Raw genomic sequence first — 22,124 nt, 5'->3', positions numbered from 1 at the left:
CTCTTTCTGGTCCCTTATTCAACTACCAGAAGAAGATGGCGTTTCCCTGAGCGCCCCGGGGCCCGCCGGGCGGGCGCGGGAGCCGGGCCGGCTCACCGGCTCCCGCGGCGCGTGGTCAGGACACCTTGGTCGACTCCATGATCCAGTTGGTCTCCCACGTGCGTTCGTCGTCGTAGGAGAACGCCTGCTCCCACCGGCACGTCGTGGGCGTGATGTCCGACCAGGTGTACCGCACCCTGATCGGCTGCCCGTCGTCGGTGTCGTCGGCGTAGAACGCGCCGATCCCGTCCACGAACCGGCCGACGACCGGGACCGGGTCCAGGCCGCGCGTGCTGTTGCCCCAGTACAGCGACCACTCGCCGGTCGCGGGGTTGCGGACGCGGACCGTCACGCCGTTGAAGTCCTTGTCCGGGAAGGTGATCTCGTCGAAGTTCCCGGCCCCGCCCCAGAAGCCGTGCGCCACCGAGACGCCGGAGAACTCCTCCCACTCGGTGCACCCGGCGTTGCGCTTCAGCAGCCGCCGGTTGGCGACCTCCCAGGTCCCGACGTAGAAGTCGAAGTCGTTCACAGTCCCACCATGCCTTCCGTGCGCGTGTCGGCGAGATAGCCGTCGAGATCGGGGGTGTCGTTGACGAACATGTGCCGCACCCACGAGGACCGCTCGTGCTCCAGAGCGGGCAGCTCCCACACACAGCCGACCCAGGGCCGGTCCTCGGACACGAAGTGCGTGGGATCCTCGTCGGGACAGTCCACGGCCGGCTGGCCCGCGGCGGCGGTCCGCGCGTCGACCACGTTGTCCCACACCCAGGTGTAGACGCACAGGTAGGCGCCGGTGTCCCCGCCCCTGTGGAGGACGATCCAGCCGGCTGGCGCGTCGGAAGCGGGCGCGGGCACCAGGGTGGGCAGGAACTCGTAGGCGGCCTTCTCCACCTCCGGCTCGATCGGCCGGTCGGCCCGGTCGACGTGATATCGCTTGTACGGACGGCCGCCGACCGTGATGGGGGCGAGCGGCCGCATGTGCTTCTCGATGAACGGCATGGCCGCACGGTATTCCCCCTCCACTGACACGTATTGTCAGCAGATATGCGAGCTTCCCGGCTTCTGTCCGTCCTGCTGCTGCTCCAGTCGCGCGGCCGCCTGACCGCCCAGGAACTGGCGCAGGAGCTGGAGGTCAGCGTCCGCACCATCTACCGCGACGTGGAGTCGCTGCACACCGCCGGCATCCCCCTGTACGGCGAGGCCGGGCACAAGGGCGGCTACCGGCTGCTGGACGGCTTCCGCACCCGCCTGACCGGGCTGACCGGCCAGGAGGCCGAGGCGCTGTTCCTGGCCGGCCTGCCCGGACCGGCCGCCGAACTCGGCCTCGGCGCGCTGGCCGCCGCCGCGGAGCGCAAGATCGAGGCCGCGCTGCCCGCCGACCTGCGCTCCAGCGCGCGCCGCCTGCGCGAGCACCTGCTGTTCGACGCGCCCGGCTGGTACTACGACGGCGACCAGGTGCCCCACCTCCCGCAGGTCGCGGACGCCGTGTGGAACAGGCGGGTCGTCACCGTGCTCTACCACCGCTGGGCCGAGCCCACGGAGGTCGAGCGGACGCTGGAGCCGTACGGGCTGGTGCTCAAGGCCGGCAAGTGGTACCTGGTCGCCCGGTGCGACGGCACGCTGCGTACCTACCGGGTCAGCCAGATCCTGAGCCTGCGGGTGTCGCAGGAGACCTTCACCCGCCCGGCCGGCTTCGACCTCGGCGGCTACTGGCGCGACCACCTCGCCGACTTCCGCACGCGGCTCGTCCAGGGCCACGCCGTCATCCGGCTCTCACCGGCCGGACGAGAGCGGCTCGCCGAGGTGATGACCTCCGCCGTGACCGCCGCCGTGGCGGACACGGCCGGCCCGCCCGACGACCGCGGCTGGGTCACCGCCACCGTCCCCATCGAGTCCCTCACCCACGCCCACGGCCAGTTCCTCCAACTGGGCGCCGAAGTCGTCGTCCTCGATCCACCAGAACTACGCCACAGAATCGCCCGAACCGCCCACAGCCTCGCCACCCTGTACCCCCGCCCCCAGAACTGACCCCCGCCGGCCATCGCGAGGCGCGCCGACGAGCGATCTCGGCCGGCGGTGCCACGCCGGGCACGGAGCGTGGTCTTCGTTCGCGCGCTCTTCGCGGTGGCCTCGCGTCGCGTGGGGAGGGTGGGGTGAACGGGAGAGGCGGCACTGGTCGACGGGGCGGGGAGATCGCGAGGTCATGGTCTCGCGTCGGAGAGCCGCCGGGCGAGCGATTCGAGCTGGGCGACGATGTCCGCCACCTCATCGCGGGGGATGCCCAGGCGCGCCGCCAGCACGTCATCGACGGTCGTCATGCTCGCGATCCGCTGTCCCATCTCACGCTTGCCCGGCGCCGGGCTCACCAGCGTGCGGCGCCGGTCGGCGGGGTCGGGCTCGGTCACCATCACCCCGTCGTCGCGGAACCTGGCCACCGTCGCCGACACCAGGCTCTGCGGGAACCCGGTGCGCTCGGTGATGTCCTTGATCGAGCTTCCCGGACGCTCGAAGACGTTGACGAGGATCGTGCGGGCGCTGGTCGTCAACGCGTGAAAGCCGGACCTGGGGATCGCCTCCGCACCGATCTCGATCAGTTTGTGTCCCAGGAGTAGCAACTCGAGCCCGTTCATGCCTTCCATAATGCACCACACGCATGATACATCTAGATTATGATGCATCTAAATAGTGATGAGATTCTCGCGGTGCCGGGAGCCACGTTGAGGTACCGGCTTCGCGGCACCGGCCCGCTGCTGCTGCTGATCGCCGGAGGCGACGGCGACGCCGACGCGAGCCAGGCCCTCGCCGACGGGCTCACCGACCGCTACACGGTCCTCACCTACGACCGTCGCGGCCTGTCCGGCAGCACCCTCGACGACCCCGCGCGGCCGCCGACGATCACCACGCACGCCGACGACGCACACCACCTGCTGGCCGCGCTCACCGTCGGACCCGCCCTCGTCTACGGCAGCAGCATCGGCGCGTTGATCGCCCTGGAACTGGTCGCGCGCCACCCCGAGCAGGTGAGCGTTCTGGTCGCCCACGAGCCGCCCGCCACCCAGGTCCTGCCGGACGCGGAGCGCGCCGAGGCCGATCAAGCCCAACGGGAGGTGGAGCGCACATTCGAGAGGGAAGGGGCACTGGCGGCGCTCCAGAAATTCCTGGTCGTAGCGGGCATCGATCCGGCCGACCGCGAGGAGGATGCCCCGCTCAGGCCTCCGGGGCGAGAAAGAGTGGCCAACCTGACGTTCTTCCTGACCCACGACGCCCCTGCGGTGCGCAGGCACCGCCTCGCCCTGGACGCGCTCAGATCGGCCGGCACCCGGGTCGTCCTCGCCGTGGGCGAGAGCTCGGGGCCGATCATGCCGTACCGCTGCACCCGCTTGCTCGCGGAGGCGCTCGGCCTCCCGTGCGAGAAGTTCCCGGGCGGCCACAATGGCGGCGTCTTCCACCCGAAGGCCTTCGCGGCACGCCTCCGGGAGGTTCTGAATTCTCCCGATCACATCGCCGCGATGCGTCATTGAATGGAAAGCCAGCCCTGCACGTCTCCGCGCGCGAGGGCTCGGTGCTCAAATAGCAGGTCCTCGTGGACACCACGGCCATGACGCTTCCGGCCCGGTACACCGACCTCACGTACGGCGGCGAGCCGGTGCTCGGCAGGTCCGGCGTCGAGAGGTTCAAGCCCGGGTGGACCAACGACAAGCCCGTCGCCCCGAACGCGCGCGGATCGGACCCCGATCACTCGGTCTCACCACCATCCACCGGGGGCGCCGAGCCGAGCCACGACGAGGCGAGGACCGGCCCGGCCGCCCCCCGATGACCGCTCTACGCGTCGGGGTCGTGGTGGAGGCGGGAAGGGGAGGCCTGGGTTTGGAGGCGCCAGAGGGCGCCGCAGCAGCCGACGAGGAGGAACATCACGTTCGTGATCATCGGGAAGCTGAAGGCGTCGAAGGTGCCGAACCCGAAGATGGCGACGGCCACGGAGGCCGCGAAGCACTGGGCGAGGTGGCGGGTCTCGGGGTCGGCGGCGGCCTTGCGGGCCTGCCGGGCGAGGATCCAGCCGGTGAGCAGGAAGATGATCAGCGCGGCCAGCCCGACAAGGCCGGTCTCCAGCGACGACATCAGGTACTGGTTGTCGATCACGCGGTAGATGCGCGGCAGGTAGGTTGCGAACCCCTGGCCGAACAGGGGCCGTTGGGTCACCGCCTCCACCACCGCGTCGTAGTCGCCGGTGCGCGTGGTGGAGTTCTCGTCCGACCCGATGACCGAGACGAGGTTCAAAACGGTGCCGATGAGCCCCGGGATGAGCACGCGCATCACGATGGCGGCGGCGCCGAAGATGAGGATCGCGCGCAGCCGCCACTCCGACGGCCAGGTGGGCAGCAGCACCACCATGACGACGAACAGGCCGAGGATCGCCGAGCGCGAGACGCTCATCGGCAGCGCCCCCGCGATGAGGGCCACCATCATCCATCGCTTGCGCCGTTGTTCGGGGATGCGGCAGTAGATCGCTCCATGCAGCGCGAGCGGCAGGACGGCGGCCAGCACCACGCCCAGTTCGATCGGGTGGGTGGCGGTGCCGGCAGGACGGAAGAAGCCCTCGCGCTCGAACAGCACGGCCGACCCCTTCTCCACCAGGCCGGGCAGGGCGAGGTACTGGGTGACCTCGATGCCGGTGAAGAACTGGATCATCGCGACGAACGCCGGGAACGACGCCCCCATCACGATGCGGTGGCGCAGGGTCTCCAGGCGGTCCATGGTGCTGATGCCGTCGGCGGTGACCAGGGCGATGCCCGCCCACCCGGCGACCAGCACCAGGCCGAGGTCGGCGGCGTTCACCTCGTCGCCCGACAGCGGCCGGGTCGCCGCGGCGACATAGCTCGCCAGCACCGACAGCGCCATGAAGACGATGACCGGGCGCAGCGGCTGCCTGCCCCGGATGGGCGTCCAGCGCGGCGACAGCGTGGACAGCAGGTACCACACCAGCAGCAGCACGGCCACCATGGACGACGGCGAGCCCGCGCCGCCCAGCGGGCCGACCACGTAGCGGGCCGGCATCACGAACAGGACGATCAGGAAGAAGGTGATGATCGTCACCGGGTCGACGCGGGTCTTCTGCAGCCTGGTCCTGCGTACCGGCCTGCCCGCGGGATGGTGGACGGGTGCGGCGGCCTCGGAGGTGCTGGTCACCGCCCCGGCCTGGTCGGGTCGAACACGACGTACGGCTCGTCGTCGGCGTCGTCGGGAGCGGAACGCGAGTGGGAGCCGGGCCTCTTGCGCGCCGCCGAGGAGGAGGACTCGGCGCCGGAGGAGGACCGCGACGCCGCGCCCGGCCGCGAGCCGTTGCCCGGCGAACCGCTCGCACCGGAGCCCGAGCCGCGGCGCGGGCGCTCCTTGTCGTCGGTCCACACGTACAGGTCGTCCTGCGGCTTGACCGTCGGCATGGGGGCGGTGTAGCCCTCCTCGATCTCCTGCTGCCCGGCCCACGGGTCGCGCGGCTCGGGCGGGGGCGTGTGCTTGGACGGCGCCGAGGAGGACGAGGGGGAGGACGGTGAAGAGGCGATGCGCCGGTCGTAGAGCGTCGGCTCGGGCGGGTCGAAGGGCCGCGGCGACCGGGCGGACGGCCGGCCGCGGGGGGCGCCGCCCGCCGGACGCGGCGAGGCGCCGCCGCCGGCGGAGCGCGGGACGCGTTGGGGGTGGGAGGGCCCGGCGGGCGGCTGGCCCACTCTGGTGCCCCCGTGGTCGGGCTGGGCGAGCCGGCGGCGCTTCTGCGCGAGCGACTCCAGGAACAGCGGGACGCCGATGGTCACGAGCATGCCGCCCGCGAAGATGATCACCAGGAGGCGGATCTTCTTCTCGGGGGTCAGTTCGGCCTTGTCGCTGGAGGTGACCAGCTCGGCCCGGATGGTGGCGTCCGGGAGGATGGCGGACTTCTGCTGCATCTCGGTCAGGCGCTGCTGGCTCAGAGTGGCGAGCGTCTCCATCGTCGCCTGGGCGACCTTCGGGTCGGGGCCGGTGGCCGTGATGTCGAGCAGCGGGCCGCGCGAGTCCTGGGCGAGCCCCACGGTGAACTCGGCCGTCTTGCCCTCGTCCTTGAGCATCGTCAGAGTGCGCTCGTCGCTCATGCCCCGCGAGATCACCTCGGCGGTGATCGTCAGCGAGGCGTCGAACGCGAGCCAGGGGTTGCCGCCGACCGGCTGCGACCCCTTCCTGGACGACAGGAAGACCACGGTGGCCTTGGACTCGTACTGCCAGGGGATGGCCATCAGCGCCCCGACCGTCGCGATGATGGTCACCGCCAGCAACGCGACCGTCACGGGCCATCGCCGCAGCAGCGCGCGCAGCGAATCAAGCAGGTCCATAGTGTCCCTTCACCCCTGCCGGCCGGCCATGTCTGTCATTCCCACCCCGCCGAGCCGCCGAAGATAGGACGCCCGAACACCTCGGCGCGTTGTCATTCGCCTTCAAGTGTTTCCTCTGAGTGCTTTCTTTACCAGGCCCGTCCCAAACTCCGTACGCCTGTGCCACGATGTGTCGGTGCGAAGGCGAGTGGTTGCGCGGTGCTGCTGCCTGGCGCTGATCTTCCTGGTCGCCGCCTGCGCGGTGATGTGGGTCCGTTATCGGTCACCTCTTTACCAGAGTTCGGTAACGGTCGCGTTCATCACCAAGACCTCCCACTTCCAGGGAGAGGTGTACGACCACTTCACCGACAATCACATCTACATGGCGCTCGCCACGGCGCGGTTCTTCGACAACCCGAGCACCAAGGAGCGCCTGCGTGCCATGGGGGGCACGGCGGCCTTCCATTACGAGGTGGCCCACTGGGGCAACGAGGAGCTTCCCGTGTACGGCCAGCCGTACGCGAGCCTGCAAGCCCTGTCGGACGACCCCAAGCAGTCGATCGACACGCTCAACCTGGCGCTCAAGCTGCTCACGCAGAAGCTCCAGCGCCTGCAGACGTCCGCGGGGGCCAGCGGCCAGGTGATGATCAAGTGGCAGCCGATCGGCGACATCATGGGGCCCGAGCGGCAGTCCCTGCAGAGAAGCCGCGCCATGGCCGGCATCGTGCTGCTCACGCTCCTTTCGTCGGTGGCCGTCCTGTTCGCCACGCGTGACAGGAGCGCCGACCGGCACCGGCCCGGGCCGCCGCCGGTCGCGCCGCTCCCGCCGAGGCGCTCGCGACCGCCGCGCGTCGGGGCGAGCACGACCATCCAGATCTGATCGGAAACAGCACAGCGCGCTTCCGGCGAACCCGTTGTGGAGCGTTCCGCAGACCTACCACCTGGAGTTCCTCGGTGTTCTCTCCGCTGTCGCGCCGGTTGACCCTGCTCGCCGTCTCGCTCGCGCTCACCGGCACGGCCGCCGCGGGCTGCGGCAGCGGCTCGGCCGACGACGGGCGCGAGCCGGTCCCGGGACAGACCCGCCAGCCCGGCACCCCAACCCCGCCTTCACCCGGCACGCGCCCGTCGCCCGCGGGCGACGGCTTCCCCTCGGCGGCGACCACCGGCGTGCGGCCGGGCACCCCGCTGAAGAAGGTAGGCGAGGTCACGGTGCTCAAGCCCGGCGCCGTGGTGGAGAACCTGGAGGTGCACGGCAAGCTCAACATCAAGGCCGCCAACGTGACCGTGCGGAACGTGCGGGTGGTCGGCGAGGGCGACTGGTCGGTCATCCAGGCGGCGGGGGCGTCCGGCGCGGTGATCGAAGACTGCGAGATCTCGGGGAACGGGGTCGTCAAGGCGCAGTGGGGCGTGCTCAACCAGGGCGGCGACATCACCGTCCGGCGGGCGAACATCCACACCGTGTCCAACTCCGTGGGCACCGACCACGGGCTGATCGAGGACTCCTACATGCACGACTTCAAGGAGTACCCCGGCGACCACGTGACCGGCCCGCAGGTCAACGGGTCACCGCAGAAGGGGCTGACCCTGACCATCCGCCACAACACCATCCTCAACCAGATCTCGCAGACCTCGGCCATCTCGATCTATCAGGACTTCAGCCGGGCGCACGACGTGCTCATCGAGCACAACCTGCTGGGCGGCGGCGGGTACGCCATCTACGGCGGCGAGGGCAAGTTCGGCAAGGCCACCGGCATCCGCATCGTCGGCAACGTCTTCACCCGCCGCCTGTTCCCCAAGGGCGGCTACTGGGGGCCGGTGACGTACTTCAACGCCAAGGGCAAGGGCAACGAGTTCAAGCGCAACACCTGGGAGGACACCCGCGAGCCCGTCACCCCTTGACCGGGGGCGGGTCACATGGCGGCTTGACCGGGGTCGGGTCACATGGCGGCGGGCGAGTAGGCGTCCTTGAGCAGGAGCCGGGACGTGCCCGATCCGTCGGCCGGGACCTGCCAGACGTCGGAGCTGTCGCCGCGCAGCCGGCCGTACATGACGGTGCGGTCGTCGAGCCAGGCCGCCTGGTCGTCCACGTTCGCCGTCTCCGCGAGCGCCGTCTCCCGGCCCGAGCGCAGGTCCAGCGTGTACAGCCGCCACGGGTCGGTCGCGTCGCCGACGCGCTTCTTGTACGCCACGCGGGTGCCGTCCGGGGAGAGCGAGGGGCACTCGGCGTTCTCCCGCAGCACCCGCATGCGGCGCGCGGCGAAGTCGCCCTGCACCAGGTAGGTCTTGCCCGCGCTCGACACCGTCGCGTAGAAGCGGTTGTCGTCGGCCGCGAACGTCACACCCCAGTAGTTCAGGTCGGCCGCGCTGTGCACGCGGCCGTCCTTGACGAGCGTGAAGTCCTCCAGGCTCTTGACGAGCGTGCCCGTGCGGGTGTCCAGGATGCCGGCGCGGGTGGAGAAGCCGACGCTCAGGTAGGAGTCGCCCGCCACGAAGAACGTCCAGGCCGCCATGCGCCCACTCGCCGACACCCGCGCCCGGCTCGGGATGCCGGACAGCGGCACCTTGCGCAGCTCGCGCAGTCCGCGGTCGAGCACGATGGCCTCCGACCGGGTCACCAGGCCGGTGCTGACGCGCAGGCACAGCGCCGTGCCGGCCGCCGCGTAGAAGCGCTTGCAGTGCAGGCCGGTGGGACGCTGCTCGCCGCCGTCGCCCCGCTCGATCGCGAAGACCTCGCCGCTGTCGGCCGCGGGGCCCGCGCGCACCGCCAGCAGGTCGCCCGCGTCCAGTGCGGTGGCACTGGGCGCGGGACGGGCGGCCGGCGCCGCGGCCGGCGCGGGACGGGCCGCCTGCGACCTGGCCCGCAGCACGTAGACGGTGCCGACCGCGCCGGCCAGCAGGACCGCCACCACCAGGATCGCGACCCGCGCCCGCCCCGACAGGCTCCCCACCTTCACGACGTCCCACCGGGCGCCACCTGGGACGGGTCGCCGGGCGCCGCCTGGAACGGGCCGCCGGGCACCGCCTCGAACGGCTCCCCGGACGCCACCTGGGACGGGTCGCCGGGCGCCACCTGGGACGAGTTGCCGAGCACCGTCTCGGACGGGTCGCCGGGCGCTGCCTGGGACGAGTTGCCGAGCACCATCTGGGACGGGTCGCCGGGCGCCGTGTGAGATCGGTTCTCGCGCTCCGGGGACGGGGGCGCGGGGGACTCCGGGCCGGCGAGCAGGCCATCGGCCTCGATGTAGGTCTCGCCGGTGCGGGGGCACCGCCAGCGGCCCGGGGACTCCTCGCGCAGGGTGACGCCGGCGCGGCCGACCCAGCCGACGCGGCGGGCCGGGGTGCCGGCCACGAGCGCGAAGTCCGGGACGTCCCTGATCACCACGGCGCCGGCGGCCACCAGCGCGTACCGGCCGACGGTGCGCCCGGCCAGGATCACCGCGCGCGCGCCGACCGAGGCGCCCCGGCGCACGACCACGCCCTCCGCGCTCCAGTCGCCGTCGCGCTTCAGCGTGCCGTCGATGTCGGTCGAGCGCGGGTAGACGTCGTTGGTGAGCACGGCGGCCGGGCCGACGAACACCCCGTCCTCCAGCACCGCCGGCTCGTACACCAGCGAGTAGTTCTGCAGCTTGACCCGGTCGCCGATGCGGACGCCCGGCCCGACGTACGCGCCGCGGCCCAGGATGCACCCCTCCCCCAGCGCGGCGTGCTCGCGCACCTGGGCGAGGTGCCAGATCACGGTCCCGATGCCGATCGTGGCGCTCGGATCGACATCGGCGGTGGCCGCTATTCGCGGTTCGGTCATCGGAGACTCCCGTTAGGGGTGGATACTTCGGAACTATGCCAAGCGCGAGCGTCATCATCCCCGCCCACAACGAGGCGCGGGTCATCGGCCGGCTGCTTTCCCGCCTTCTGGCGGAGGCGTCCAAGGACGAGTTCGACGTGGTGGTCGTGGCCAACGGGTGCGACGACGACACCGCGTCCGTGGCGCGCGGTTTCGGGGTCCGCGTGGTCGAGACGCCGGTGCCGTCCAAGCGAGAGGCGCTGCGCCTCGGCGACGAGGCCGCGGCCGCGCATCCCCGCGTGTACGTGGACGCCGACATCGAGATGGGCACCGCCGACCTCCGCGCCCTCCGCGACGCCCTGCTCGACGGCACGGCGGACGCACGGGACGGCATGGCGCACGACAGCGCGGACGACGCTCACAAGACCGGGACGCCCGGCAGCGCGGACGTCGCGCGGGGCGGCGGGGCTCACGGTAGCGCGGACGTTACGCGGGGCGGCGGCGCAGACGGTGGTACCGACCACGCACGAGGCGACCGCGCGGGCGATGGTTCGGAGCACGGGCGGAGCTTCGCCGCGCCGTCGCGTGGGACCGCTCCAAAGGCGCTCGCGGCGGCTCCTGAGCGGGCGCTGGTGCTGAGTGACCGGCCGTGGCCCGTGCGGGCCTACTACGCCGTCTGGAGCCGCCTGCCGGCCGTCCGCGAGGGGCTGTTCGGCCGAGGCGTCATCGCGGTGTCGGAGGAGGGCAACCGCCGCCTCATGGACCTGCCGCCCGTCATGGGCGACGACCTGGCGGCCTCGCTCGCCTTCGAGCCGGCCGAACGGCGCGTGGTGCGGCACGCGCACGCGGTCATCCACCCGCCGCGCACGCTCGGCGACCTGCTGCGGCGCCGGGTACGGGCCGTCACCGTGGTGGCGGAGATCCAGCAGGGCCCCATGTCCGGCCAGGAGGCCCGCACGGGTCTTCGCGACCTGCTGGCCATCGCCGGCCGCGCGCCGTGGCTCCTGCCACATCTCGCAGTGTTCCTGGCCGTCACGCTCGTCGCGCGCGCCCGGGCCCGCCGCGCCGTACGGGCCAAGGACTACACGACGTGGCTGCGCGACGAGAGCAGCAGAACCTGACGAAGCGCTCACCGCCGTCCCCCAGGCCGCCCGCCGCACAACGGCGCCGACCTCACCGTCCACCTTCCCACCGCCCCGGCGCCGAAGAGCACAGCAAAGCGGTGGGAACGAAACCACTCCGCGCGCCGAAGGCGAAGCGCACCCGCCCGACGGCCGTCCGACCGCCGAGCGCGAAGGACACCCGTCCCACAGCGGGTCCGGCCGTCGAGGATGAAGACACCCGTGCGCGGGAGAGCGGCCCGCCGACGACAAGGGACACCAGCGCGACGGCGAGCAGGCCGGGCGACCAGGGACACCTGCGTGACGTCGAGTAGGCCGGGCGGGGAGCGCCGCCTGGAAGAACAGCGCCGAAGGCACCGTTTGGGGACGGGGCTGTGCGCGCTTTTGGGATGGGCGGGGGTGGTCATGGGTGGTTGCGGGCGTGGAGGTACTCCTTTGCCACCATCCAGGCGAAGCGGGTGTTGGTGGACAGGTAGCGGGGGCCGAGGCGGAGGGGTTCCTGCAGGAAGCGGTAGAGCCACTCGGCGCCGAGGCGCTGCCACAGGACGGGGGCGCGGCGCACCTTGCCGGCGAGGACGTCGAAGGACCCGCCCACGCCGTGGTTGACGCCGGCGCGGATGTCGTCGGCGAAGCGCGCGAGGAAGATCTCCTTCTTCGGGGAGGTCATGCCGAGGAACAGCAGGTCGGGCTTGGCCTCGCCGATGCGCGCGGCCACTTCGGGCGCCTCCTCGTCGGTGAAGTAGCCGTCGCGGGCCCCGGCGACCGTGAGGCCGGGGTAGCGGCGGCGCACCTCCGCGACCACCCGTTCGAGCACCTCGGGGCGGGCACCGAGGAAGTAGGCCCGGTAGGAGCGCCGGGCGCCCTCCTCCATCAGGGCGGTGAACAGGTCGATGCCGGCCACCCGCTCGGGGAGGGGATGGCCGAGCAGCCGGGAGGCCCACACGACGGCCTGGCCGTCGGCGACGACGAGGTCGCAGGAGGTCACCGAGTCGCGCAGCGCGGGGTCGTGGCTCATGTTGACGGCCTTGGCCGCGTTGACGACCCCGATCGTGAGGTTCTCGCGGTTCTCGACGGCCTGGACGCACCGGGCGACGGTCTGCTCCATGGTGAGGGCGTCCAGGGAGAGCCCGAGCAGGGCCCGGCGCGGCGGCGCGGCGCTCACCCCTGCTTCCCCGGCGTGTCGCGGGGCAGCGAGAACAGCCACGCGTACAGCAGCCATCCCAGTTCGTAGGGGCGGCACTCGCGGTCGACGGCGAGCGGCGGGTAGATGCGGTCGAGCACGCCGATGCGCGAACCCTGGTTGATCGCGGTCGCCACCGCGCGCACGCCGCGCACGATCTTCTTGGGGTCGTCCCGGGCGGCCTTGCGCCACGTCAGGTCGAGCTCCTCGATGATCAGCTCGTCGTCGATCTCGGGCCGGGACGTCATCCAGTGCAGCCCGAGCGCGATCTCCTTCAGGTAGGAGGTGCCTCCGGCGTCGGCCAGGTCGAGCAGCGCCATCGGGGCCATGGAGAGCTGGTGGACGCTGTAGACGGGGTATCCCTCGACCACCCCGCCGGTGCGGGCGTCGTAGTGCCACCACCATTGGCCCTCCGGGCCCTGGGCGGCGCAGATGCCCGCGGCGATCTGCTCGGCGGCCTTGAGCGCGTCGCCGTCCCCGGTGTGCGCGTGCAGGCGCGCGAGGGCCTGCAGGGGGTACACCTGGTCGGCGAAGCATCCGACGTGGGCGCGGTACCAGGAGGCGGGGCCGAGGACGTGCCGGTAGAGCCGGTCGCCGCGCAGGCCGGTGAGCAGCCGCTCGCGGGCGTGGTCCAGCCGCCCGGAAAGGCCGTCGCCGGAGCCGGCGACGCGGTGGGCGGCGACCAGGGCGGCCAGCGCCCAGGAGACCTCCACGGTGTAGACCGGGTCGCCGGGGCGCACGGCGCCTTCCAGCTCGGCGAGCCGGCGCAGGCCCGCGTCGAGGTCGGGGTGGCCGCTCTCGGCCGCCGCCCACGCGATGAGGGCGGCGTCGCCGAGGTTGGCGACGGCGGGCAGCTCCTTGAGCAGGTTGCCGACCAGGTCGTGGACGGTGTCGCCGGCGAGGGCGTCCCGCTGCCGGTCCTCGGGAAGCGCGGCGGCGCCAAGGGCGACGATCGCGCTGTAGCGCACGCTGCGTCCCTCGGGCACCGCCGTCCAGCGTCCGTCATCCCCGCGCCTGCCGCGCCTGGTGAAGACGAACATGCCGTCGGCGTAGCCCGGAGGAAGCCCGCGGACCGACAGGCCGACCATGCGGTCGGCGAGCTCGGCCGCGGGCGCGTCGACCGCGGCGAGCGCGCCGAGGCGGCCCTCATGGCGAGTCATCACTCACCCCACATCTCTGACTCGAATTTCACGAAGGGAATTGATTAACGGCCCAGCGAAACCCAACGGGCACGACAAATTCCCATTGATAATGACACTTCACGATTTAGCGGAATCCCAGCCGCCGCGCCACCGGTTTCGGACCGTCCACAACTCGGCCCAGTCGCCGCGCTGCGCGGTGGGACGTCCCTGCCGCCGCATGTCCGGCGGGGCCACCCCGCGGCTCAGCGCCGCCCGCAGCCAGACCCCGAACAGCAGCATGGACACCCCCGCCCGGCGCAGCCCGCGCGGGAAGTGCCGGCGGACCACGGTGGCCTTGCCGGTGAACAGCAGCACCAGCTTGCCGATGCTGGAGGACGACATGCCGCCCGGGTGCACGAACACGGCCCGGTCGGTGACCATGGGCCGGTATCCGGCGGCCCTGGCCCGCAGGCACAGGTCGGCGTCCTCGCCGTACATGAAGATGCGGGTGTCGAACCCGCCCACCTCGTCCCACACCCGCCGGTCGACCAGCATCATCGCGCCGGTGACGATCGGCACGTGCCGCTCGCCGCTCCACATCGTCGGCGACTCCGGGTCGAACAGGGCGCGGCCCGGGAAGACGGTGGAAAGGCCGGTGGCGAAGCAGAACACCGACCAGGGCGTCGGACGGCCCCACCACGAGCGCGGGTCGTTCTCGCCGGTCTCGGTGACGCAGCGCCCGCCGACGATGCCGGCCCTGGGGTTGCGGGCCGCGCAGTCGAGCAGGGCGGTGAAGGTGTCCGGCTGGACCTCGGCGTCGGGGTTGACGAAGACGACGTGGGCGCCGCGCGCGGCCCGCGCCCCGGCGACGCAGCCCTCGGCGAAGCCGCCGTTCTCCTTGCGGTCCAGGATGGTCGCCCACGGAGCGGCGGCCCTGGCGACCTCCACGGTGTCGTCGGGAGAGTTGTTGTCCACGACGATGACCTCGGCGTCGAGCGCCTTGATCGCGCGCTCCACGGCCGCGAGGCAGCGGGCGATGTAGCCGGCGCTGCGATAGGTCACGATGATCACAGACAGGTTCATCCGCGCGCCTTCCTGAGCATCGGGACGGCGACGGCCAGGGCCAGGCCGAGGCCCGCCGCCATCGCCACGACCGCGGCCCGCGGTCCCTGGGCGGTCCACAACAGGCCGAAGGCCCACGAGGCGGCCATCGCGCCGAGCGCCTGGGCGGTCTGGACGACGGCCAGGCCGGTGGCCCGCCGCTCCTCCGGCAGCAGCGGGCCGGCCAGCGCGCTGACCACGCCGTCGGTCGCCGCGTACGACAGCCCGCGCAGCACCAGCGCCGCGACCAGGACGGCCGGGCCGGGCGGGAGCAGCAGGAGCACGTAGCACGCCAGCAGGGCCACGTAGCCGCCGATCACGACCGTGGAGCGGCCGGCGCGGTCGGCGAGCCGCCCGAACGGCACCGCCGCCAGCAGGTACGCGGCGGCGACCCCGACCGGCAGCAGCGGCAGCCATCCGGCGTCGATGTCCAGCCTGCGCTGGAGCAGCAGGTAGAGGAAGGAGTCGCTGATCGTCGCGAGTGACAGGGGCGTCATGGCCACCAGCACCCGACGGAACGGCCGCTCGCGCATCAGCACGGCGGCCCCGCGCAACGACACTCCCCGCCGCCGCCCGCGCGCCGCCTGCTCCGCCGGGACAGCCTGCCCCTTCGGGAGCGCCTGGCCCGCCTGGGGGGCGTCCGGCCGCGCCGTCTCCGATCCCGTCGCGGGTGCCGCGCCGGTCGGAACGTCCACGTGCGGCTCGGCGACCGCCCGCGGTGATGCCACGGAGCCGGGCGTCGCGGGGCCGGACATCCCCGCGGCGCCCGGCTCGCGGACGAATGCGCCCGGCTCGCGGACGAAAAGGGCCAGGACCAGCACGCCGATCGCGGCGACGCAGCCGCTGACCACGAAGACCGCGTCGTAGCCGGAGGCGGCGCCGACGGCGGCCACCACCCCGAAGGCGGCGAGCGGGCCGATGAGCGCGCCGGCGGTGTCCATGGCGCGGTGCAGGCCGAAGGCGCGGCCCTGCGCCTCGGGCGGGACGCTCAGCGAGATCATCGCGTCCCTGGGCGCCGTGCGCAGGCCCTTGCCCGCGCGGTCCAGCCCGATGACCAGGCCGATCAGCGGCACGGACCGCCCGGCCAGCAGGTAGCCGAGCTTGCACACCGCCGACAGCGCGTATCCCGCGCCCGCGACGAGCTTGCGGCGGCGGAAACGGTCGGCGACGTGCCCGCCGGCCAGCCGCAGCACGGCCGTCGCGCCGGTGTAGACGCCGTCGAGCAGGCCGAACTGCATCGGGCTGAGCGCGAGCTGGTAGATGAGGTAGAGCGGCAGGACGGCGGTGACCATCTCCGAGGAGATGTCGGTGAACAGGCTGACCGTGCCCAGCGCGACCACGTTCCCGGCGAGCATGCCGCCCGCCCGCGGACCCCTCGCGCCCGTCCCAGCGGCCCCGGCCCCACCGGCGCCCGCACCGGAAGGTCTCGCGCCGTCCGCACGGGCAGCGGTGCCGTCCGCGCCGTCCGCGCCCTCCGTGCCGTCCGCACGGGTAGAGGCGCCGTCGGCAGCGCCACCCGCACGGGTGGGCGCGCCGCCGGCGGCCTTGGAGGCGTCCGACCGGCGGGTCTCCGACAGGTACATCAGACCGGGCCTCCGACCAGCGAGGGCCAGGCGTCGTGCAGCGCCTCGCGCCAGTGGCGCAGGGGCCGCATGCCGGCGACGGCCCAGCGGTCGTGGCCCAGCACGCTGTAGGCGGGACGGGCGGTCGGCGAGGGGAAGGCCGCGCTGGAGACGGGCCGCACCCGGGACGGGTCGGCTCCGAGCAGGGTGAAGACCTCGCGGGCCAGCTCGAACCAGGTCGTCTGGCCGCCGCTGGTGCCGTGGTAGACGCCGGGCGGCGCGTCGGAGCGGGCCAGCGACAGCAGGCGCGCGGCCAGGTCGCCGGTCCACGTCGGCTGCCCGCGCTGGTCGTCGACCACGTTGACGGTGTCCCGCGACCGCTCCAGGGCGATCATCGTCTGGACGAAGTTGCGCCCGCCCGCGCCGTACAGCCATCCGGTGCGCACGACGTAACCCGTCCGCGGCAGCAGGCCGAGGACGACGGCCTCGCCGGCCAGCTTGCCCCGCCCGTAGGCGTTGATCGGCCGGGTCGGCGCGTCCTCCGGGTAGGGCGTGCGGGCCGTCCCGTCGAAGACGTAGTCGGTGGAGATGTGCAGCAGCCGGGCGCCGATCTCTTCGCAGCCGAGGGCGAGGGCGCGCACGCCGCTGCCGTTGACGACGAGCGCGTCGATCTCGTGCGTCTCGGCGTCGTCCACGGCGGTCCAGCCGGCGCAGTTGACCACGACGTCCGGGCGCTCCTCGCGCAGCAGTTGCCGCACGCCGTCGGGGTAGCGCAGGTCGAGGCGGTCGCGCCCGCAGGCCAGCACGTCGGGCGCCTCGGAGGCGCGTTCGGCCTCGGCCACCACGGCGCCGCCGAGCATGCCCTTGGCGCCGGTGACCAGCAGCCGCTTCACCGAGCGCCCTTCAGTGGCTTCCACCAGGACGGGTTGTCGGCGTACCAGCCGACGGTGGCGGCGATGCCCTCGTCGAAGCCGGTGCGCGGGGCGTACCCCATGCCGCGCAGCCTGGCGTCGTCCAGGGAGTAGCGGCGGTCGTGGCCCTTGCGGTCGGGGACGGGCTCGACCGAGCTCCAATCGGCGTCCAGCTCGGCGAGGATGCGCCGGGTGAGCTCGAGGTTGCTCAGCTCCGCCGTGCCCGCGATGTGGTAGACCTCGCCCGGCTCCCCCCGCTCGGCGACGAGCTGGATGCCGCGGCAGTGGTCGTCCACGTGCACCCAGTCGCGCACGTTGCCGCCGTCCCCGTAAAGCGGGACCTTGCGGCCTTCGAGCAGGTTGGTGACGAAGAGCGGGACGACCTTCTCGGGGAACTGGTAGGGCCCGTAGTTGTTGCCGCAGCGCGTGATCGACACCGGCAGCCCGTGGGTGACGGCGTAGGCGCGGGCCATCAGGTCGCCGCCGGCCTTGGCCGCGGAGTACGGCGAGCGCGGCGCCAGCGGGGCGTCCTCCGCCCAGGAGCCCTCGTCGATCGAGCCGTACACCTCGTCGGTGGACACCTGGACGACCTTGGGCACCCCGGCGTCGAGGCACGCCTGGAGCAGCGTCTGGGTGCCGAGGACGTTGGTGCGCACGAACGCGCCCGGCCCCTCGATGGACCGGTCGACGTGCGACTCGGCGGCGAAGTTGACCACCACGTCGTGACCGGGGACGACCTCGGCGAGCAATCCGGCGTCGCAGATGTCGCCGCGCACGAAGGCGTAGCCTCCCTCGACGGGGGCGAGGTTGGCGAGGTTGCCCGCGTAGGTGAGCAGGTCGAGCACGGTGACCTGCGCTCCCGCGAACGCGGGGTAGCCGCCGCCGAGCAGCGTGCGGACATAGTGCGACCCGATGAAACCGGCCCCGCCGGTTACCAGAACCCTCATGAGCTGATCTGCACCTTGCTGTGATCTCCGAGCACCAGCCGATGGGCTCTGGGCGTGTTGGGAGCGGGCGTGACCTCGACGTCGTGCCCGATCAGGGACGCCTCGATGCGGCGCACCCCCTGAATGGACGCGCGCCTCAGCACGATCGAGTACTCGATTTCGCTGTCCACGAGCCGGCAGTTCTCCGCCACGGAGGTGAACGGCCCGACGTAGGAGTCGCGCACGACCGCGCCGGCCCCGATGATCACCGGTCCGACGACGCGGGAACGGGTGACCCGCGCTCCCGCCTCGACCACGACCCGCCCGATGAGCTCGCTGTCGTCGTCGACCTCGCCGTCCAGCCGCCGGTCCAGCTCCTCCAGCACGAGCCGGTTGACCTCCAGCATGTCGGCGACGTTGCCGGTGTCCTTCCAGTAGCCGGAGATCACGGTGGAGGCGACCGGACGGCCGGCGTCGATGAGCCACTGGATCGCCTCGGTGATCTCCAGCTCGCCGCGCCAGGACGGCTTGAGCGCCGCGACGGCCTCGTGCACCGCGGGACTGAACAGATAGACGCCGACCAGGGCCAGGTCGCTCTTGGGGTCGTCGGGCTTCTCCTCCAGGCCGACCACCCGGCCGCCGGCGTCGAGCTGGGCGACGCCGAACTGCCGGGGGTCGGGCACGCGGGTCAGCATGATCTGGGCGTCGGGCCGCTCTCCGGCGAACCGCCGCACCAGGGGCTCGATGCCGCCGACGATGAAGTTGTCGCCGAGGTACATGACGAAGTCCTCCTCGCCCAGGTACTCGCGGGCGATGAGCACCGCGTGGGCGAGGCCGAGGGGGGCCTGCTGGCGCAGGTAGGTGACCTCCAGGCCGAAGGCCGACCCGTCGCCGACGGCGGCCTCGATCTCCTTGTGGGTGTCGCCGACCACCATGCCGACCTCGCGGATGCCCGCCGCGGCGATGGCCTCCAGCCCGTAGAACAGCACGGGCTTGTTGGCCACCGGCACGAGCTGCTTGGCCGAGGTGTGGGTGATCGGCCGGAGGCGGGTGCCTGACCCGCCGGCGAGCACGAGCGCCTTCACTAGTACGCCCCTCCGCCGCGGGTGACGGCCGACCAGGTCTTCCACAGGATCTGCAGGTCCAGGATGAGCGACCAGTTCTCGACGTAGCGCAGGTCGAGGCGGACCGACTCCTCCCAGGACAGGTCGGACCGGCCGCTGACCTGCCACAGGCCCGTCATGCCCGGCTTGACGACCAGGCGCCGGCGCACGTCGGTGCCGTACTGGGCGACCTCGTCGGGAAGCGGCGGGCGCGGGCCGACGAGCGACATCTCGCCGCGCAGGACGTTCAGCAGTTGCGGCAGCTCGTCCAGCGAGTACCGGCGCAGGAAGCCGCCGACGCGGGTGATCCTTGGATCGTTCCGCATCTTGAACAACACGCCGTCAAACTCGTTGTCATCCAGGAGCTCCAGCTTGAGCTTCTCGGCGTTCCGCACCATGGTGCGGAACTTGAAGACCTGGAACTCCCGCCCGGCACGACCCACCCGGGTCTGCCTGAACAGGGCGGGCCCCGGGCTGGTGGTGCGCACGAGAAGCGCGATCACCAGCATGGGCAGCGCCAGGACGGTCAGCGCCGCCGTCGCCAGCAGCCGGTCGAACAGGCTCTTGACGATCTGGCGCGTCCCGTCGAACTCGGGGTGCTCGACGTGCAGCAGGGGCATGCCGGCGACCGGCCGGATGCTCGTGCGCGGACCGGCGACGTCCATGAGGGCGGGGGCGACGAACAGCTCGGTGCCCTTGCTCTCGATGCTCCAGGCCAGCCGGCGCAGCGCGGCGCCGTCCAGCTCGGGGCAGGCCAGCACGGCGACCGCGTCCGCGGACACCTTGTCGGCCACGATGGCGACGTCGGCGAAGTCGCCGTAGACCGGGACGCCGTCGACGTCGAGCCCGTTGCCGGGGTACTGCCCCGGCGGCAGGCACGCCGCGACGACGCGCATGCCGTGGTACGGCTGGCGCCGGAACTGCATGACCAGGTCGAGCACGGCCGTCCTGTGCCCGACGGCGACGACGCGCCGGAGGTACTCGCCCTCGGCGCGCCGGCGGTGCAGCCGCTTGCGCATGCGGTAGCGGAACACCAGCGTGAGCGCCGTCGCCAGCGGCAGCATCGCCATGACATAGCTTCGGGCGATCATCGTCTGGGTGGCGTACGCGGCGATCGCCACGGCCGCCGTAAGCCCCACCCCGCCCTCGAAGACCGCGCGGAACTCCTCGCTGCCCTCGCCGTGACTCTTCTCGCGGTACACCCCGGCCAGCACCATGGCGCCGGGCCAGGCCACCAGCGCGAGGCCGAAACCGAACAACAACTCCGACCACGGGATGAAGGCGCCCACCCAGAGCCTGAATCCCATGACCGCCTCACAGGCGATCAAGGCACACGCCAGATCGCCCGCCAGTAGAGCCCGCATATAGGAGCGCGTCCAGATGCTGGACGCCGTCAGCGGGCCTACTTCAAGGAGCGCGGCGTCACGCTCCTCCAGCCCCACCCTCATGCCCACCCCTACCCTGCTCACGCCAGACCGTGGCTGCTGCCGGACCGTGCAGATACCAGACGGCCATTGCGTCCCTTTGGTTGACACGTGGCTCAAACATCGCGAGCGCGGGTACCCGTTCACATACTAAAGATCGTTACATCGGCGCGAAATAGCCGTGCAATGGCCACAATCGGCCTCAAACTCCGGACCGAGGTCGCTTGACGGAACGGTCCAAAACCGTGTAGGCGGCCCCGGCCTCGCTAGATTCGGCACATGTCTGGTATTCGCCTGGAGCGGTCCGGCCCGGTCACGACCGTCGTCCTGTCACGCCCGCAGGTCCGCAACGCGGTGGACGGGCCGGCCGCCGCCGCGCTCGCCGACGCCTTCCGCGCCTTCGAGGCCTCCGACGCGGCCGTCGCGGTGCTGTGGGGCGAGGGGGGCACCTTCTGCTCCGGCGCCGACCTGCACGCGATCGGCACCGAGCGCGGCAACCGCGTCGAGCCGGACGGGGACGGCCCGATGGGCCCGACGCGCATGCGCCTGTCCAAGCCGGTGGTCGCGGCCGTCGAGGGGTACGCGGTGGCCGGCGGGCTGGAGCTGGCGATCTGGTGCGACCTGCGGGTGGCCGCCGAGGACGCGACCTTCGGGGTGTACTGCCGCCGCTGGGGCGTTCCCCTGGTCGACGGCGGCACCGTGCGGCTGCCGCGGCTGATCGGGGCGGGCCGGGCGATGGACATGATCCTCACCGGACGCCCGGTGGACGCCGCGGAGGCCCTGCGCATCGGCCTGGCCGACCGGGTGGTCCCGCCCGGGACGGCGCGGGCGCACGCCGAGGAGCTGGCGCTCCAGCTCGCCGGGCAGCCCCAGGAGTGCATGCGACAGGACCGGCTCTCTGCCCTGGAGCAGGAGGGGCTGGACGAGGAGGAGGCCCTGCGCAACGAGTACCGCCACGGTCTGCTCTCGCTGCGCGGAGCGGTCGCCGAGAACGTCGGCCGCTTCAGGTCGGGCGCGGGCCGGCACGGAAGCCGGCCACCGGACGCCGGCCCGTGAACCGGACGGCCCGCACCACCGCGCGGCCGTCCGCCGGGGCTCACGCGGACGACCCGGCACCCCTTGGTACCGGGTCAGTCGTATTCGAGGTCGGGCAGGGGGGCGGGCGGGTCGGGGCTGCGCCACACGACCACGTAGGTCGGCGTGGCGGCCGTGAACGCCTCGCTCAGCCGCTCGAGGTCGAAGTCCGGCAGATAGCGCAGCCGCGCCAGGAAGGTGGCGTCGGTCGCCGAGCGCGGCACCACGCATCCTTGCCCGTCGCGGTCGAGCAGGACGATCAGGATGTCGGATTCCGTGACCCCGCCGACCCGGACCTCGACGACGTCCTCCCACGCGAGGGCTTCCACGCTGCCATCGGCGTAGTGACGTGTGACGCCCTCTTCGGTGACGTAGACATAGGTATCCGGCACAGAGTTGCCGTGCATGGGCGCGATTGTGACGACTTACGAGCACTCCATGCA

At 72.3% G+C, this 22,124-nt stretch carries 23 protein-coding genes; 7 read left to right on the top strand and 16 right to left on the bottom strand.

Features of this window, described 5'->3' with window-relative positions:
* Positions 1 to 115 precede the first annotated feature (115 nt).
* On the bottom strand, positions 116 to 568 hold the full coding sequence (locus tag ABZT47_RS09415) for a hypothetical protein (protein WP_354838019.1): 453 nt from the start codon (positions 566 to 568) through the stop codon (positions 116 to 118).
* Positions 565 to 1,038 (bottom strand): hypothetical protein, encoded by a 474-nt coding sequence (locus tag ABZT47_RS09410; protein WP_354838017.1) that lies wholly within the window; start codon positions 1,036 to 1,038, stop codon positions 565 to 567. Before ABZT47_RS09410 ends, ABZT47_RS09415 begins: the two co-directional genes overlap by 4 nt.
* 45 nt (positions 1,039 to 1,083) lie before the next feature.
* On the opposite strand from ABZT47_RS09410, the gene ABZT47_RS09405 reads away from it, so the two are divergent.
* Complete coding sequence (locus tag ABZT47_RS09405) at positions 1,084 to 2,067, top strand: WYL domain-containing protein (RefSeq protein ID WP_354838015.1); 984 nt, start codon at positions 1,084 to 1,086, stop codon at positions 2,065 to 2,067.
* A 173-nt stretch (positions 2,068 to 2,240) separates the two neighbouring features.
* Here the strand turns inward: ABZT47_RS09405 and ABZT47_RS09400 are convergent, their stop codons facing one another.
* A complete protein-coding gene (locus tag ABZT47_RS09400) occupies positions 2,241 to 2,669 on the bottom strand; it encodes a helix-turn-helix domain-containing protein (RefSeq protein WP_354838013.1) in 429 nt (142 codons plus the stop codon).
* 87 nt (positions 2,670 to 2,756) lie between these two features.
* Between ABZT47_RS09400 and ABZT47_RS09395 the strand changes: the two genes are divergently transcribed.
* Complete coding sequence (locus ABZT47_RS09395; RefSeq protein ID WP_354838011.1) at positions 2,757 to 3,560, top strand: alpha/beta hydrolase; 804 nt, start codon at positions 2,757 to 2,759, stop codon at positions 3,558 to 3,560.
* A 62-nt stretch (positions 3,561 to 3,622) separates the two neighbouring features.
* Entirely contained in the window at positions 3,623 to 3,856 is a 234-nt protein-coding gene (locus ABZT47_RS09390) for a hypothetical protein (RefSeq protein ID WP_354838009.1), read from the top strand.
* 5 nt (positions 3,857 to 3,861) lie between these two features.
* Here the strand turns inward: ABZT47_RS09390 and ABZT47_RS09385 are convergent, their stop codons facing one another.
* Positions 3,862 to 5,226 (bottom strand): O-antigen ligase family protein, encoded by a 1,365-nt coding sequence (locus ABZT47_RS09385; RefSeq protein ID WP_354838007.1) that lies wholly within the window; start codon positions 5,224 to 5,226, stop codon positions 3,862 to 3,864.
* On the bottom strand, positions 5,223 to 6,398 hold the full coding sequence (locus tag ABZT47_RS09380; protein ID WP_354838005.1) for a hypothetical protein: 1,176 nt from the start codon (positions 6,396 to 6,398) through the stop codon (positions 5,223 to 5,225). Before ABZT47_RS09380 ends, ABZT47_RS09385 begins: the two co-directional genes overlap by 4 nt.
* A gap of 175 nt (positions 6,399 to 6,573) precedes the next feature.
* On the opposite strand from ABZT47_RS09380, the gene ABZT47_RS09375 reads away from it, so the two are divergent.
* A complete protein-coding gene (locus ABZT47_RS09375) occupies positions 6,574 to 7,257 on the top strand; it encodes a hypothetical protein (protein WP_354838003.1) in 684 nt (227 codons plus the stop codon).
* A gap of 74 nt (positions 7,258 to 7,331) precedes the next feature.
* On the top strand, positions 7,332 to 8,276 hold the full coding sequence (locus tag ABZT47_RS09370; RefSeq protein ID WP_354838001.1) for a hypothetical protein: 945 nt from the start codon (positions 7,332 to 7,334) through the stop codon (positions 8,274 to 8,276).
* Positions 8,277 to 8,314: 38 nt separating this feature from the next.
* Here ABZT47_RS09370 and ABZT47_RS09365 read toward each other — a convergent pair whose 3' ends face one another.
* Positions 8,315 to 9,331, bottom strand: a complete 1,017-nt coding sequence (locus ABZT47_RS09365) for a hypothetical protein (protein ID WP_354837999.1) — start codon at positions 9,329 to 9,331, stop codon at positions 8,315 to 8,317.
* The gene (locus tag ABZT47_RS09360) at positions 9,328 to 10,179 is read right to left on the bottom strand and encodes an acyltransferase (protein WP_354837997.1); all 852 of its coding nucleotides are present in this window, start codon (positions 10,177 to 10,179) and stop codon (positions 9,328 to 9,330) included. Before ABZT47_RS09360 ends, ABZT47_RS09365 begins: the two co-directional genes overlap by 4 nt.
* A gap of 35 nt (positions 10,180 to 10,214) precedes the next feature.
* Here ABZT47_RS09360 and ABZT47_RS09355 point away from each other — a divergent pair, with 35 nt between their 5' ends.
* The gene (locus tag ABZT47_RS09355; protein ID WP_354837995.1) at positions 10,215 to 11,279 is read left to right on the top strand and encodes a glycosyltransferase; all 1,065 of its coding nucleotides are present in this window, start codon (positions 10,215 to 10,217) and stop codon (positions 11,277 to 11,279) included.
* A 403-nt stretch (positions 11,280 to 11,682) separates the two neighbouring features.
* Here the strand turns inward: ABZT47_RS09355 and ABZT47_RS09350 are convergent, their stop codons facing one another.
* From ABZT47_RS09350 to ABZT47_RS09315, 8 genes are all read right to left on the bottom strand, one after another.
* Positions 11,683 to 12,441, bottom strand: coding sequence for a WecB/TagA/CpsF family glycosyltransferase (locus ABZT47_RS09350; protein ID WP_354837993.1), 759 nt, complete (start codon positions 12,439 to 12,441; stop codon positions 11,683 to 11,685).
* On the bottom strand, positions 12,438 to 13,619 hold the full coding sequence (locus ABZT47_RS09345) for a hypothetical protein (protein ID WP_354837991.1): 1,182 nt from the start codon (positions 13,617 to 13,619) through the stop codon (positions 12,438 to 12,440). Before ABZT47_RS09345 ends, ABZT47_RS09350 begins: the two co-directional genes overlap by 4 nt.
* A 99-nt stretch (positions 13,620 to 13,718) precedes the next feature.
* The gene (locus ABZT47_RS09340) at positions 13,719 to 14,663 is read right to left on the bottom strand and encodes a glycosyltransferase family 2 protein (protein WP_354837989.1); all 945 of its coding nucleotides are present in this window, start codon (positions 14,661 to 14,663) and stop codon (positions 13,719 to 13,721) included.
* A complete protein-coding gene (locus ABZT47_RS09335; RefSeq protein ID WP_354837988.1) occupies positions 14,660 to 16,036 on the bottom strand; it encodes an MFS transporter in 1,377 nt (458 codons plus the stop codon). Before ABZT47_RS09335 ends, ABZT47_RS09340 begins: the two co-directional genes overlap by 4 nt.
* Positions 16,037 to 16,263: 227 nt before the next feature.
* Complete coding sequence (gene rfbD / locus ABZT47_RS09330) at positions 16,264 to 17,160, bottom strand: dTDP-4-dehydrorhamnose reductase (protein WP_354837987.1); 897 nt, start codon at positions 17,158 to 17,160, stop codon at positions 16,264 to 16,266.
* Positions 17,133 to 18,101, bottom strand: coding sequence for a dTDP-glucose 4,6-dehydratase (gene rfbB / locus ABZT47_RS09325; protein ID WP_354837985.1), 969 nt, complete (start codon positions 18,099 to 18,101; stop codon positions 17,133 to 17,135). The genes rfbD and rfbB overlap by 28 nt, the downstream gene beginning before the upstream one ends.
* Positions 18,098 to 19,165: a glucose-1-phosphate thymidylyltransferase gene (locus ABZT47_RS09320; RefSeq protein ID WP_354837983.1), complete on the bottom strand. Its 1,068-nt coding sequence runs from the start codon at positions 19,163 to 19,165 to the stop codon at positions 18,098 to 18,100. The genes rfbB and ABZT47_RS09320 overlap by 4 nt, the downstream gene beginning before the upstream one ends.
* The gene (locus ABZT47_RS09315; protein WP_354837981.1) at positions 19,165 to 20,631 is read right to left on the bottom strand and encodes a sugar transferase; all 1,467 of its coding nucleotides are present in this window, start codon (positions 20,629 to 20,631) and stop codon (positions 19,165 to 19,167) included. The genes ABZT47_RS09320 and ABZT47_RS09315 overlap by 1 nt, the downstream gene beginning before the upstream one ends.
* A gap of 255 nt (positions 20,632 to 20,886) precedes the next feature.
* On the opposite strand from ABZT47_RS09315, the gene ABZT47_RS09310 reads away from it, so the two are divergent.
* Complete coding sequence (locus ABZT47_RS09310; RefSeq protein ID WP_354837979.1) at positions 20,887 to 21,663, top strand: crotonase/enoyl-CoA hydratase family protein; 777 nt, start codon at positions 20,887 to 20,889, stop codon at positions 21,661 to 21,663.
* A gap of 74 nt (positions 21,664 to 21,737) precedes the next feature.
* Here ABZT47_RS09310 and ABZT47_RS09305 read toward each other — a convergent pair whose 3' ends face one another.
* Complete coding sequence (locus ABZT47_RS09305) at positions 21,738 to 22,088, bottom strand: hypothetical protein (RefSeq protein WP_354837977.1); 351 nt, start codon at positions 22,086 to 22,088, stop codon at positions 21,738 to 21,740.
* Positions 22,089 to 22,124: the final 36 nt, after the last annotated feature.

The organism is Sphaerisporangium sp. NPDC005289 (genome assembly GCF_040607455.1).
GTDB lineage: Bacteria > Actinomycetota > Actinomycetes > Streptosporangiales > Streptosporangiaceae > Sphaerisporangium > Sphaerisporangium rhizosphaerae.
This window is presented reverse-complemented; position numbering and strand designations above follow the sequence as displayed.